The sequence below is a fragment of the Marinomonas fungiae genome (assembly GCF_001418205.1).
GTDB classification, from domain to species: Bacteria; Pseudomonadota; Gammaproteobacteria; order Pseudomonadales; family Marinomonadaceae; genus Marinomonas; species Marinomonas fungiae.
The window spans coordinates 47,266-60,036 of the sequence record NZ_LIQF01000011.1 but is presented as its reverse complement, the minus strand read 5'-3'; the positions used below and the strand labels follow the sequence as shown (position 1 = coordinate 60,036).

Sequence of the window (12,771 nt, the reverse complement as noted above, 5' to 3'; positions counted from 1 at the left end):
ATTAGACAATGATTGAAAACTTTGTCATTTGGTTAGGGGACGAGCTGGCGCAAGCTGGCTCGTCTTTATTGGATGCGTCAAAACGCGTTTCCGTCTTTTATTTGTTCGCAGGGTTAGTCTTTGCTTGGCTAGTGCTGACTCTGAGGTACGGTGTGCAGGGCTGGACGCGCTTAAAGCCTTATTTGTCATGGCGTATCTGGTGGCACCGCTCCGCTCGTACCGATTATCAATTATGGCTGGCGAACCGTTTGCTGTTAGCCATACTTATCCCGAAAGGACTAACCCAAGCGATTTGGATTAGCTGGCTTTATTTCTTTTGGCAAGAGCAAGGTTTTAGTGACCTGCAGCTCGGCTGGCCCACAGCTTTAGTCATGGGGCTGTTTACCCTGTGTTATTTCTTGGTCGATGATTTCTCTCGTTTTATCGTGCATTGGGCGATGCACAAGTCGCCTTGGCTATGGGCCTTTCATCAAGTGCATCACAGCGCTAAGGTACTGACACCGTTTACGGTATTTCGCACACATCCGGTGGAAGGATTACTGTTCTTCTTGCGCTCTATGGCGGCGCAGAGTTTGGTCATTAGCTTGTTCTTAGTAGCGTTTCCCAATCAAGTTAGCCTATGGCAAATATTTGGTGTACTGGTGACGACCTTTGTGTTCAATGTGCTCGGTGCTAACTTGCGTCACTCTGGGGTGGCGCTGAGTTACGGTCCTCGTCTAGAAAAGTGGCTGATTTCTCCTGCACAACATCAGGTGCATCATTCTGTTGCACGGCAGCATTATGATCGTAACTTTGGCGTGACCTTAGCCGTTTGGGATCGCCTATTTGGCAGCTGGCATGTAGGTCACGATGATCAGCGGATTGAATACGGTACACACCAAGCGATTGATGAGATGAATTTTCTGGGCCAGTGGTTGCAACCCTTTAAAGACTGTTTAACCTTGCTTAAGTTGAAGGCATCATGCGTCGGACGATTATTGTATAAAACATTAAGGCAAAAAAAGCGCCCAACCCAGTAAAACTGTGAGGGGCGCCCTAGGTGGGAAAGCGTCTCAGATCGAGACGAAGTTAAAGTTCAGACAAACGGCTACCTTAAGGTTGGGTGGTTAAGTCGGCCTCAGCTTGCGCCAGCATATTGAATTCTTCTTCCGGCGTTTTCGCCACCAGACGGTTTTTGCTGTACAAGAAGAAGTACGCGGCACCAATGACAAACAAGGCTAGTGTGTACATAAAAGCGCGTGGGTCGTAGGCGTAGACCCCCGTTAGCGCTACGATCGACAGCACCAAAGCGATCCCAGATGTGACCACACCGCCCGGTGTTTTGTAGGGGCGTTCCAGTTCTGGCTGCTTCACGCGTAGCAAAATATGACTTAGAGCCATCAGTGCGTAGGAAACCGTCGCACCGACCACGGCCATACCTAGCATCAGATCCCCTTCACCCGTTAGCGACGCCAAGAAACCAAACACACCTGGCACGATCAGCGCGCGCGCTGGTACTTTGCGTTCATTGGTAAGTGACAGACCCTTGGGTAAATAGCCCGCACGAGATAAGGCAAACACCAAGCGACTGTAACCGTAAATAATGGAGAAAAATGATGCGATTAAGCCGGCTAAAGCGAGCACGTTGACGAGCGTCGCAAGGGTCGGTTTGCCTGCTACATTTAGCGCATCAACCAATGGCACGGCACTGCCGCCAATCGCTTCAGCACCGGTTACACCCGCCAAGAGGAATACCACTAACGTTGCGGTGAACAGAAGGAAAATCATCGCACCAATAATACCTTTTGGTACATCTTTGGCTGGATTCTTCGCTTCTTCTGCGGCTAACGGTACACCTTCTACTGCAAGGAATAACCACATCGCAAATGGCAGCGCTGCCCACACGCCGTACCAACCAAATGGCATGAATTCAGAGGCGCCTGCTGCATCGGTTGGGGCAATATCAAATAGGCGAGCAGCATCGAAGTCGCCGATCAGAGCAACAGCTGTACCTAGGATGGCGACGACCGCTAGACCAGAAATCACCATCATCACTTTAAGAGCTTCACCTACTCCCGCTAAGTGAATGCCGATAAACACCAAGTAGAATAGGGCATAGACCACCGGGCCATTAAAACCGAGCAACTCTTCTACCGCAGAGCCAATGAAAATTACGATGGCCGCTGGCGCAAGGGCGTATTCGATTAAGACCGCAAGCCCTGTCATATAACCACCTACAGGGCCCATGGCTTGACGAGCAAAGCTGTAGCCTCCTCCTGCCGTAGGAATGGAAGCTGACATTTCTGCCAGGGACAGCACCAGTGTCAGGTACATAATACCCATGAGAACTGCCGCAATGGCAAAGCCGCCCCAGCCCGCTTCGCCAATACCGAAGTTCCAGCCGGCGAAGTCGCCAGAAATAACATAGGAGACACCGAGTCCTGCTAGCAAAAGCCAGCCTGCGGTGCCGCGTTTGAGCTGGCGTTTTGCCAGATACTCTTGATCCATTTGTTCAGCCATGTGTGTTCCTCATGTGTCTGTGATAGTGGGTAGTTCGACTACTTCTTTGAAATCAAAAAATTGTGGTTATCGTTGTCGTGCTCGAGCGCCGTCTCATCGGTACGGTCTTTTAATTGCACCCCAGACAGCTGCTTGGTACGTGCTTCATTGAGCAAATAGCGTGCTTTGCGGCCGGCTTCGGGGTAGTTCAATCCGGCTGGGCGGATATTGGAAATGCAGTTACGATAGGCGTCGGTCTTGCCAACTTTTGGGCCCCAAGTAAGGTACAACCCCATACTGTCAGGAGAACTCAGTCCTGGACGCTCACCGACTAGCACTACCACGCATTTTGCGTTCAGTAGTTGGCCAATATGATCGCCAATGGCAACGCGCCCTTGCTCGACAAAGCAAAGCGGAGCGATACGCCAAGGCTCTGGGCCACTGGTCAGTGCTGGAATCAGTTCGCCTAAGAAGGGCGCTATGTTCTCTTCAATGGCTAACGCCGATAGACCATCAACAATAACGAACGCCAGATCGTATTTGTCATCACATAGGTAAGCGTGATCCTCTAGGATTTGCTCTGAGGCTTTATTTAGGAGACGACCGTAATCCGGACGCTGCAGATACATATCGCGATGTTCTGCACGGCTATGTAAACGTAGTGGTTGGCCTTTGGGACACCAACTCTGAGACACTAGATTCTCAATGAGTCCATCTATATTGAGCGGAGTGTGCACTGCATCAATCGCTTGCGCGTGGGCTAACTGAAAGGCCAAGAGGTGCTTTGTCGGTACACTGACACCCGCGCGCCCAAGGCCGATGCGTGCATCGGTAAACTCGCGCAAACGCTGCCAAGGGTTTTCGATCACCGGATCGTTGGTGGGATGAGTAGGGAAAACACGTTTCATGTTAGTGACCTCCCAATATACGCTTGAGTGATTTTTCAAATGCCGATGGAATCTGATGATTCAAAGTGAATTGATCGTCGTTGAAAATATTGCTGTGCTTAAGCCATTGATCAAACTCAGGTGCAGGCTTTAGACCCAATGCTTGACGCACATACATGGCATCATGGAACGAGGTGGTTTGGTAATTGAGCATGATGTCATCGGAACCAGGAATGCCCATGATGAAGGTACAGCCTGCGACCGCAAGCAGGGTCATTAAGTTGTCCATATCGTTTTGGTCTGCTTGAGCATGGTTGGTGTAGCAGACATCGCAACCCATTGGCAGGCCTAGTAACTTGGCGCAGAAATGATCTTCTAGCCCTGCACGGGTGATTTCTTTACCATCGAATAAGTATTCAGGCCCGATAAAGCCAACGACGGTATTGACAAGCAATGGTTTGAATTTGCGTGCCACCGCATAGGCGCGTGCCTCACAGGTCTGCTGGTCGATATTGTGGTGGGCGTTGGCGGACAGGGCGCTACCTTGGCCCGTCTCAAAATACATAACGTTGTCGCCTACTGTGCCGCGTTTCAGAGATAACGCTGCGTCGCGAGCTTCAGCTAAGGTTGCTAGGTTGAAACCAAAGCTGTCGTTGGTGGCTTGAGTGCCGCCAATGGACTGGAAGACTAAATCCACCGGTGCGCCTTGCTCGATGCATTCAATGGTGTTGGTCACATGGGTAAGGACACAGGACTGTGTCGGTATGTCGTAATGCTGGATCACTTCATCCATCATTTTCATCAGGCGGCAGGCTTGCGCGACATTGTCCGTGGCTGGGTTAATACCAATCACTGCATCGCCATTGGCGTACATCAGGCCATCTAAAATGCTGGCGGCAATGCCGGTTAAGTCATCGGTTGGGTGGTTCGGCTGCAAGCGCGTTGATAAATGCCCAGGCAAACCGATGGTGTTACGAAATGCGGTTTTCACATGACACTTTTTGCCCACCAAGATTAGGTCTTGATTGCGCATGATTTTACTTACCGCGGCGGCCATTTCTGGGGTGATACCCGCGCGGACTTTTTCCAGCATCGCGGGGGGTGCCATATCACTCAGCAACCAATCACGAAAGCCACCTACCGTCAGATGTGAGATCGGTGCAAAGGCTAGTTTGTCGTGTTCATCAATGATGAGACGAGTGATTTCATCGTCTTCATAGGGGACTAGTACTTCTTCTAAAAACAGTTTCAGCGGTACATCCGCCAGCGTCATCTGAGCAATGGCGCGTTGTTCTGCGGTCTCTGCAGCAACGCCTGCCAGGCGATCTCCTGAGCGGGCTGGGGTCGCTTTAGCCATCAACTCCGCTAGGCTTTTAAAGCCAAATGTCCGTTCACCTACTGTGTGTCGAAAGCGAAATTGAGTCTTATCATTTGTCATAATGAAACGTTTCCGTCTACTGTTAAAAGCCTTCTTTGATAACGCTGCCTTATCGGCATAAAGCTTGCTGTAGTCATGCTCAGCAAGTTATAACATTCTGTAAAATGTGTACGAAAATGCGTTATCGAATTTTGGCAATATTTAAAAATCCTTATAAATCAAATAACTATAAAGACTTCTCCTTTGTGTTTTGCGCAAATTTGATAGTCGGAGAATCAAGATGAGAGGGATAGAATCAAGTGCTGCACCAAAAAAGAGCGTCCAGGTTTCCTATAAAGAAGCGTTTGATGCGGATCTACACGCGGGCAATCTCACCAATTGGCAGCAGGAATATGATCAAACGAGTCGTGGCGGCTTTCATGGTGCGATTGTTGAGTTACCTTTTGATGATCTGCAAGTATTCAAGGAGGTGACTAGCCAAGCGCTACAGCAGAAATGTGTGGTGTGGCCGGATTCTGTTTGGTTAGGTATCCCATTGAGCGGTCAAGACGAAGGTCGTATTAATGGGTTATCCGTGCGTGAGCAGCACATCATGTGTCGGCCTGGGGATTGTGAGTTTGAATTAACCACACCGCAGGATTATGAGCTGTTCGGTATGGTGGTTAAGTTACCCGCTTTGATGCGTATGGCGAAGATCCATGGGCTGGATTTGAACTGGTCGGAGCTGACCGAATATGGGCGCTTAGCATTGCCTGAGAAAACCTTGACCGATGTACGCTATGTATTGAGTCGTTCCCTGAATGGACATGCTGTCAGCAGCATGCCGGAGCGCCTCGTACATGATTTGCTAATGATGGCATTGCTTGAGGTACTGAAAACTGAGCAGCCAGCACCTGCAGACACGCAAAGCTATCATCATCGCAAGCAAGTCGTAGATATTGCCCGTGCCTTTATTCACGATCATCCTGATACACCTCTTACCGTGACAGATCTATGTGAAGTAGCGAGCGTCAGCCGTCGCACCCTGCAGTATGCCTTTGAAAGTATTCTCTCGATAAGTCCCATTCAGTACTTGCGAATGTCTCGTTTAAATGGGGTGCGTCGTAAACTGATGACCGCTGAAGAAGGGGCAAAAGTAGCAGATATTGCGGCGCAATGGGGCTTTTGGCATATGAGCCAATTCGCTAAGGACTATCGTCAGCTGTTTGGTGAGTTACCTTCGCATACCCGTGCTTATTCGTGTTGCTAGTACGCTTGTGGTGATGATGGCTGAGATGATGGGCATTGATGCTATTAAAGGCGTATTAATATATTGCAAAAATAAACAAACAAAATTGATTTTAGTAATCATTCTCATTAGCATTGGTGCCGTTACGTATTGATAAATGAGGATGATGAAATGTTTTTGCCCAAGAGAACACCTGTTGCGGAGCATGTACGCCGTGCTCTGCTGACGTCTTTTATGGCGCTAGGAGCGATCCATGTTGCTGGCCTTCAAGCGGCTGAAATGCTTGATGTGATCAAGGTGGAAGACGAGCAGATCTCCAAGGAAGGGCAACCAGTACAGGGATACGTCGCCAAAAATACCAGTAGTGCGACCAAGAGCAATACACCTATCACAGAGACTCCTCAGGCCGTATCCGTGATTACACGTGATCAAATGGAAGACCAAGGTGCGATTGGCGTTCGCGAAGCGCTGCGTTATACATCAGGGGTAGGTGCCGAGCGTTACGGCTTTGACAGTCGCGGTGATGCGGCGTCCATTCGAGGCGGCGATCCGGTGTTCTTCTTAGATGGCTTGCAAAAAACATTTGGCTCTTATGCGTCGCCGCGCACCGATGCTTACACCCTAGAAAGTATCGATGTGATTCGTGGACCTGCGTCTGTACTATACGGTCAGGGGCCTGTGGGCGGTGTGATTAACATGGTGTCTAAGCGTCCCCAAGACACCTCCTCGAACGAGCTTGAATTACAAGTGGGCAATTATGGTCGCCAACAAATCGCTTTAGATTCCACCGGTAAGCTTAATGAAGACGGTTCATTGTTGTATCGCTTGATTATGGTTGGCCGTGATAGCGATACACAGGTGGATCAAGTAGCCGACGATCACTTACTGATTAAACCGTCTTTAACATGGCGCCTATCAGAGGACACAGATTGGACGGTGTCGATGTTGCGTCAAGACGATCACAGCGGTACCTCCTCTCAATTCTTACCTCTGTACGGCACGCTTTACGCTGCCCCTTATGGCTTACCTGAGATCACCAGCAATACCTTTATCTCTGAGCCGGATTTCGATAAATACGACACCGAGGAGACGGCCGTTACTTCGCAGTTTCGCCATCGCTTAGATGAGACTTGGGAATTAAGTCAGAGTTTGCGTTACTCAGAAAGTGATGTGACCTATCAAACCATCTACCCGGTTTTTACTCCAGCTTTGCAGCCAAACGGTGATATTGCACGGGTGGCGTACGCCAAAAACAGTTACCTAGATGCGTTAACGGTGGATAACCGTGCGGCGGCGACATTTGATACTGGTCGAGTGAGCCATAATGTGCTGTTGGGTGTGGATTATCAAAATGCCGAATCAGGCGGTGAAACTGCTTACCTGAGCGATATCGGCGACATTAACGTTTACAACCCTGTGTACGGTAATTACACCGGTATTAGCCGTAGCGATTACAGCGATATCGCGGTGAACACCATTGAGCAAACGGGTGTTTATCTGCAGGATCAAATGTACTTAGGTGATCATTGGGTAGTGTTGGCGGGTGGCCGCTACGATCATGCCTCTAACCGTACCGAAGGTGGTGCGAGCTATACCGATGAAGCCTTCACCAAACGTATTGGCACCATGTACCTGATGGATTCAGGGGTGAATCCTTTTATTAGTTACTCAGAATCCTTTACGCCCATGACAGGGGTAGATGCCAATGGTGATTCCTACAAGCCACTACGTGGTGAACAGGTCGAGCTAGGGGTGAAATACCAGCCAGTGGGGTCGAACGACCTGTACACGGCAACTCTGTACAACTTGTATGAGAAAAACCGTCGCATGTCGGATCCGAATAATCCGACCAATTCCATTCAAGCAGGTAAAACTCGTGCGCGCGGTTTAGAGCTGGAAGCGAAAACGGCGATCACGCCGCAGTGGGATTTGATTGCGAACTACGCTTACACAGATACGGAAGTGTTAAAAGGTGCCAATGAAGGCGCACACATTGCCAGTGTGCCAGAGCACAACGCTTCCATTTGGAGTCAGCATGACTTTTCTTCCATCCTAGAAGGCTTACGTGCGGGTGCTGGGGTACGTTATGTGGGATCAAGCTGGGGTGGTCAAGATCGAGTGAAAACACCGGACGTGACCTTAGTAGATGCCATGATTGCTTACACTCAGGACAACTGGGAAGCTTCATTGAACATCACCAACTTGGAAGATAAGCAATACTACGCGACTTGTTTGGCGCGTGGTGACTGCTTCTTTGGTGCCAGTCGTACAGTGGTGGGTTCGTTTAAATATCACTTTTAAACCCAACCGCGGGTTAAGTTAGTCCTATATAAAAAACCTCGACCTTCGCTGAAGGCCGAGGTTTTTTATTGAATGTAAAAGCTCTTAGCGGCGCATTAAATAGAGGAAATAACCGCCGCCAATCAGAGCTGACAGCAGTCCGGCAGGAAACTGCCAAGGGAACCAAACGACGCGTCCTATCCAATCGGCCACCACCATCACTAGGGCTCCTAATAAGCACGCAGTGATCATCTGTTTTAGTGCACTGTGTTGTTGTAATGCCCGCGCCATATGCGGTGCCAATAAACCGATAAAGGTTAATGGACCGATAAAGGCTGTGCACAAGGTTGTCAGTAAGGCCACCAGTAACAGCGTTAAGCGGCGGACATGTAGGCAGTTCAGGCCCACACTACTGGCACTGACCGCACCCAATTCAATCAGGTCGAACCAACGGTGTAATAGTAAGGGAGCGACGGCTAACATAAGTGTACCGCCAGCAAGCCAAGCCACATCTTGATAGGTGAGTAAGTAAGTGGAGCCGGATAGCCAAGTGAGCAGTGCGCCGACGTTTTCTTGGCCAGCCATGGTTATACGTAGAATCGCATCTAAGCCGGCGCTCAGAGCTATCCCTGTTAGTAATAACTGGGATGGTTCAAAGTGTTGTCTTCTACCCAGCCACCACAGTACAGCGGTGACACTTAGAGCGCCAGCAGAGCCCAATAGGATCTGCTCAAAACGCAATAATGTCATGCCCAAAAAACTACACAATACCAAAGTTAGCGCCGCCCCCGAGCTCATGCCCAACACCTCTGGGCTAGCCATAGGATTATGGGTGAGGCGCTGTATCAGGGTTCCGGCAATGGCCAATCCCATGCCAGCAAAGCAAGCCCCTAACACCCGAGGCAAGCGCAGTTCCATTAGCGATGGGCTAAAGGAAAGAAGAAATCCTTGGCTATCTCGGTTGATTCCTAGAGCCAACAGTAACGCCAGAGCTAACATCACGCTGACGATAAAAATAATCTTATAAAAAGACCTTTGTTGATAATGACTAGGGGCTTCTGTGGTGGCTTTGAGCTGTGCTGGCCAACGCTGACGTTGCAACAGCCATAATAAAAAGGGCGCACCAAATAACGCGGTCATTGCTCCCGTTGGTAATAGTTCGCCGACCGCATGAGCAATCGGTTGTGTCAGTAAGTCTGCGATGAGTAACATCACGCTGCCGATCAGGCCGCTGTATAGCAGTTGCCAAGGCAATTGACGTACCCCCATTAAACGCACTACACCAGGAGCCACGATACCGATAAAGCCGATGATGCCTACTTCACTGACCACGACAGCGGTCATAAAAATAGCGAGGGCGAGAGCAGTTATTTTTAAATGTTTTACATTGATCCCCAGATTATTGGACACGTTATCGCCTAGGGCTAAGGCAGACAGTGGCCGATGGATAAAGGCAATGCCCAGTGCCGCGATCGCCAGCCAAGGTAACATACGCATTAGAGGCTCCCAACTGCTCTGGTTTAGGGCGCCAGCCCCCCAAACAAACACACTGCTGAGGTGGCGTTCATTCACCAGCATAAGCATGGTGTTGGCTGCCCCCACAAACAAATTCACCACCATTCCTGAGAGTACTAAGTGAATCGGTGCTAAACCTTTGTGCGCGGCTAGCCAAAATACCAAGGCAGTACAGGCGGCTCCGCCAACAAAGGCAGGCAGATAAGCTGGCGGGGCTAACGAGGCTGGTACGAGCAGGATACCCAATACCATTCCTAACTGAGCGCCAGCAGCGACGCCTAATGTGGTTGGCGAAGCAATCGGGTTACGTAAGACAAATTGCATCATGCAACCAGCGAGAGCCAAAGCAAAGCCGCACATCAGCGCCATGGCCAAACGAGGCAAATAGGTTAGATGAATAATCAGCTGTTGGTAGTCGTTAATATCGTAATCAAATAGTGTCTGCAGCAAGAGTGGCCAGCCGCCGGAATAGGGTACAGTCGCTTGAATAAGCAGCGAAATAAGCATGAGCAGCGCCAGTGGCGCTGCCATTCGAGGAAAAGAGCTGAGCATGACAAGTTTCTCAGGAGTGAAAGTTTAGTCTTCAGGGAGTAGTAGTTTTAGCAATTGGTCGCTAAACCGTTGCGCGGAAATCAAACCACCAAACGTCCAGATGGCAGGTAACTCGTAGACGTTATCAGTACGAGTGAACGCCATAGCTTGCCAAAGTGGGGAGGCAAAGAACGCCTCTTTCTCGCTCGCTTTTAGTGGACCAAACAACATCGCTTTAGCGGACTGATGGGCAGCAACTTGTGCTACTTCGGCAGTTGAAAAGCCCCAAACATTCGTCTTTTCTTGCCACGAATTTTTCAGCCCCATGCGCTCAATGGTGTCATTCACCATCGCCCCTTGACCGTGAATGCGCAAGGTTTGTGGGCTGAGTACGCGAAGAAAAAGCAGTGGAGCGTTCACCGTAGCTGATAATCGGGCACCATTTTGACTGAGGATTTGCGATGTTTGCTCGATGACCGCTTGCGCCTGCGCTTGGCGATCAAATAATTGTCCGAATGCTAAGGTTACCTGTTGGGCATTTGCGATGGGTTGCTTATTTCCTTCATAGATACCAAACACCAAGGTTGGCGCAATTTTTTGAAGCTTATCTAATGCTGGTAGCAGATAAGGGCTAATCAAAATAACGTCCGGCTTTAATTGGCTGATGAGCTCAAGGTTCGGCTCGCTGCGAGCGCCTACATCGACGCTGCTATTCGGTAGTACTGGAAAACTGACCCACTCTTGATAGCCTTGGGCATCGGCGACACCGAGCGGTTCAATACCAAGGCTTAATGCTGTTTCCGTTAACGCCCAATCGAGCGTGATAACCCGTTGAGGAGGCTGCTCAAATTGATGAGTGCCCAGTTGGTCTGTAATGGTCAGCGCTATAGTGTTTTGTGTGATGAGTGCGAGAAGACAGAGCAGAAGGTATTTCATAAGCATGCCTCAAGGAATGTAGCTAACAAGTTGACCCGTATGGGGATGAGGAAACAACGCCAGCTTAATGCCATAAATATTTTCTAATGTGTCCGTGTTCATCATGGTTTTAGCGCCGCCTTGGGCGATCACTTGTCCTGAATGAAGTGCGATAAGGTGATCGCTAAATTTCGCTGCCATGTTAACGTCATGCAGTACCATAATGACCGTTAAACCTAGGGACTGATTAAGCTGTTGTATCAGAGCGAGCAGTTCGTGCTGATGGGCGATGTCGAGAGCTGAGGTTGGTTCATCCAGCAGAATACACTCGCTTTGTTGTGCTAACAGCATTGCGACCCATGCACGCTGGCGTTCACCGCCGGACAGTGTTGCCACGAAGCGCTCTTGGTAAGTGGCTAGTTCAACTTTTTCGATGGCTTGGTCTATGATCTCCCTATCTGTCTGACTGTAGCGACCAAATGCTCCTTTCCAAGGATAACGACCAAAACTCACTAACTCGCGTACGGTAATGCCATCGGTAATAGGCGGGTGTTGTGGTAAGTAGGCAACCTTCTTAGCAAAGTGTTTATGATCGAAACGATCAATTTCTTTGCCGTCAAGTAAGATGCTGCCGCTAGTAGGTGTTTGTTGACGACTCAGTAGTTTCATTAAGGTCGACTTGCCGCAGCCATTGTGCCCCAGCAAAGTGGTGATCTTGCCTTTGTGAAACTCTAAGCTGGTAGGCTGTAGGATGGAGCGATCGGCGACATTGAAAGAAACGTTGGTAAGCTGAAACATAGAATGGCTGTGCTGATGAATGATGAGGTTACGATAGCATAGCTTCGATTATTTGATAATACTAATCATATTCATTATCATTTGTTATGTTTAAAAACGGAAAGAGAATTCTATGGCTCAGATCACGACTGTTGAGCAACTGCAAACCCTCTATAAAGCGCCCCATCCGATTACGCTGCAAAAGGCCATTCCCGCTTTAGAGCAACATTCGCAGACGTTTATTGAGCACAGCTCGTTTGTCGTGCTTGCCACTCAGACCGCACAAGGTAAGATGGATTGCTCGCCACGGGGCGGGAGGGGCGGTTTTGTGCAAGTATTGGACAGTACTCATATTGCGTTTGGGGATCATGCAGGCAATAACCGCCTCGATACGCTACGTAATATTTTGCATAACCCAGAGATAAGTCTTTTGTTCATGATTCCAGGAATTCATGAAGTATTAAGGGTAAAAGGCCGAGCAAGCCTGCACGATGATGAGGTGTTGATTGAGCGCTGTTTGGAAGGGGCTAAGCGACCGAAATTAGTGGTGAAAGTGACTATTAGCGAACTCTTTTTTCACTGCCCTAAGGCCATGTTAGCCAGCCAGATTTGGGACAGTGAGCAGTTTACGTCGCGCGATATCTTGCCGTCCCTAGGGCAGATTGTGTTGGATCAGCTGGGCTTAGATTCTTTTGAATGATGGCTCCTTGAGCCGTTAACGGCAACGAAAAGGCCGCTTAGGTTTCCCTAAGCGGCCTTGTTCTATGTGCTAGAAAGGCGCT

General features: G+C 49.4%; 10 protein-coding genes. 4 read left to right on the top strand and 6 right to left on the bottom strand.

Translation table 11 applies throughout. From position 1 onward, the window contains the following. Window positions 1-8: 8 nt before the first annotated feature. Window positions 9-1,019: a sterol desaturase family protein gene (locus ASC49_RS14880; protein WP_055464043.1), complete on the top strand. Its 1,011-nt coding sequence runs from the start codon at window positions 9-11 to the stop codon at window positions 1,017-1,019. Between the two features lie 73 nt (window positions 1,020-1,092). On the opposite strand, the gene eat is transcribed toward ASC49_RS14880, so the two are convergent. The 3 genes from eat to ASC49_RS14865 are packed head-to-tail and all read right to left on the bottom strand — an operon-like array spanning window position 1,093 to window position 4,803. Continuing rightward, the gene (gene eat / locus ASC49_RS14875; RefSeq protein WP_055464042.1) at window positions 1,093-2,499 is read right to left on the bottom strand and encodes an ethanolamine permease; all 1,407 of its coding nucleotides are present in this window, start codon (window positions 2,497-2,499) and stop codon (window positions 1,093-1,095) included. A 38-nt stretch (window positions 2,500-2,537) separates the two neighbouring features. After that, window positions 2,538-3,386: an ethanolamine ammonia-lyase subunit EutC gene (eutC, locus tag ASC49_RS14870; RefSeq protein WP_055464041.1), complete on the bottom strand. Its 849-nt coding sequence runs from the start codon at window positions 3,384-3,386 to the stop codon at window positions 2,538-2,540. 1 nt (window position 3,387) lies between these two features. Then, window positions 3,388-4,803, bottom strand: coding sequence for an ethanolamine ammonia-lyase subunit EutB (locus ASC49_RS14865; protein ID WP_055464040.1), 1,416 nt, complete (start codon window positions 4,801-4,803; stop codon window positions 3,388-3,390). A 220-nt stretch (window positions 4,804-5,023) separates the two neighbouring features. On the opposite strand from ASC49_RS14865, the gene ASC49_RS14860 reads away from it, so the two are divergent. Together ASC49_RS14860 and ASC49_RS14855 are read left to right on the top strand one after the other, a co-directional pair. Then, on the top strand, window positions 5,024-5,992 hold the full coding sequence (locus ASC49_RS14860) for a helix-turn-helix domain-containing protein (protein ID WP_055464039.1): 969 nt from the start codon (window positions 5,024-5,026) through the stop codon (window positions 5,990-5,992). A gap of 150 nt (window positions 5,993-6,142) precedes the next feature. Then, entirely contained in the window at window positions 6,143-8,272 is a 2,130-nt protein-coding gene (locus ASC49_RS14855) for a TonB-dependent siderophore receptor (protein WP_055464038.1), read from the top strand. Window positions 8,273-8,356: 84 nt separating this feature from the next. Here the strand turns inward: ASC49_RS14855 and fhuB are convergent, their stop codons facing one another. Genes fhuB through ASC49_RS14840 form a run of 3 tightly spaced genes read right to left on the bottom strand, consistent with a single transcriptional unit; the run spans window position 8,357 to window position 12,010 of the window. Beyond that, window positions 8,357-10,318, bottom strand: a complete 1,962-nt coding sequence (gene fhuB / locus ASC49_RS14850) for a Fe(3+)-hydroxamate ABC transporter permease FhuB (protein ID WP_055464037.1) — start codon at window positions 10,316-10,318, stop codon at window positions 8,357-8,359. A gap of 24 nt (window positions 10,319-10,342) precedes the next feature. Further along, window positions 10,343-11,233: an ABC transporter substrate-binding protein gene (locus ASC49_RS14845; protein ID WP_055464036.1), complete on the bottom strand. Its 891-nt coding sequence runs from the start codon at window positions 11,231-11,233 to the stop codon at window positions 10,343-10,345. Between the two features lie 9 nt (window positions 11,234-11,242). Further along, entirely contained in the window at window positions 11,243-12,010 is a 768-nt protein-coding gene (locus tag ASC49_RS14840; protein WP_055464035.1) for an ABC transporter ATP-binding protein, read from the bottom strand. A gap of 112 nt (window positions 12,011-12,122) precedes the next feature. Between ASC49_RS14840 and ASC49_RS14835 the strand changes: the two genes are divergently transcribed. Beyond that, window positions 12,123-12,689 carry an MSMEG_1061 family FMN-dependent PPOX-type flavoprotein gene (locus tag ASC49_RS14835; RefSeq protein ID WP_055464034.1) on the top strand — a complete coding sequence of 189 codons (567 nt, stop codon included), beginning with the start codon at window positions 12,123-12,125 and terminating at the stop codon, window positions 12,687-12,689. The last annotated feature ends 82 nt before the right edge of the window (window positions 12,690-12,771 follow it).

What these genes read in the sequence shown, in the direction of transcription:
- ASC49_RS14880 (WP_055464043.1), top strand. Translation starts at nt 9, where the DNA reads ATGATTGAAAACTTTGTCATTTGGTTAGGGGACGAGCTGGCGCAAGCT.
- eat (WP_055464042.1), bottom strand. Translation starts at nt 2,499, where the DNA reads ATGGCTGAACAAATGGATCAAGAGTATCTGGCAAAACGCCAGCTCAAA.
- eutC (WP_055464041.1), bottom strand. Translation starts at nt 3,386, where the DNA reads ATGAAACGTGTTTTCCCTACTCATCCCACCAACGATCCGGTGATCGAA.
- ASC49_RS14865 (WP_055464040.1), bottom strand. Translation starts at nt 4,803, where the DNA reads ATGACAAATGATAAGACTCAATTTCGCTTTCGACACACAGTAGGTGAA.
- ASC49_RS14860 (WP_055464039.1), top strand. Translation starts at nt 5,024, where the DNA reads ATGAGAGGGATAGAATCAAGTGCTGCACCAAAAAAGAGCGTCCAGGTT.
- ASC49_RS14855 (WP_055464038.1), top strand. Translation starts at nt 6,143, where the DNA reads ATGTTTTTGCCCAAGAGAACACCTGTTGCGGAGCATGTACGCCGTGCT.
- fhuB (WP_055464037.1), bottom strand. Translation starts at nt 10,318, where the DNA reads ATGCTCAGCTCTTTTCCTCGAATGGCAGCGCCACTGGCGCTGCTCATG.
- ASC49_RS14845 (WP_055464036.1), bottom strand. Translation starts at nt 11,233, where the DNA reads ATGAAATACCTTCTGCTCTGTCTTCTCGCACTCATCACACAAAACACT.
- ASC49_RS14840 (WP_055464035.1), bottom strand. Translation starts at nt 12,010, where the DNA reads ATGTTTCAGCTTACCAACGTTTCTTTCAATGTCGCCGATCGCTCCATC.
- ASC49_RS14835 (WP_055464034.1), top strand. Translation starts at nt 12,123, where the DNA reads ATGGCTCAGATCACGACTGTTGAGCAACTGCAAACCCTCTATAAAGCG.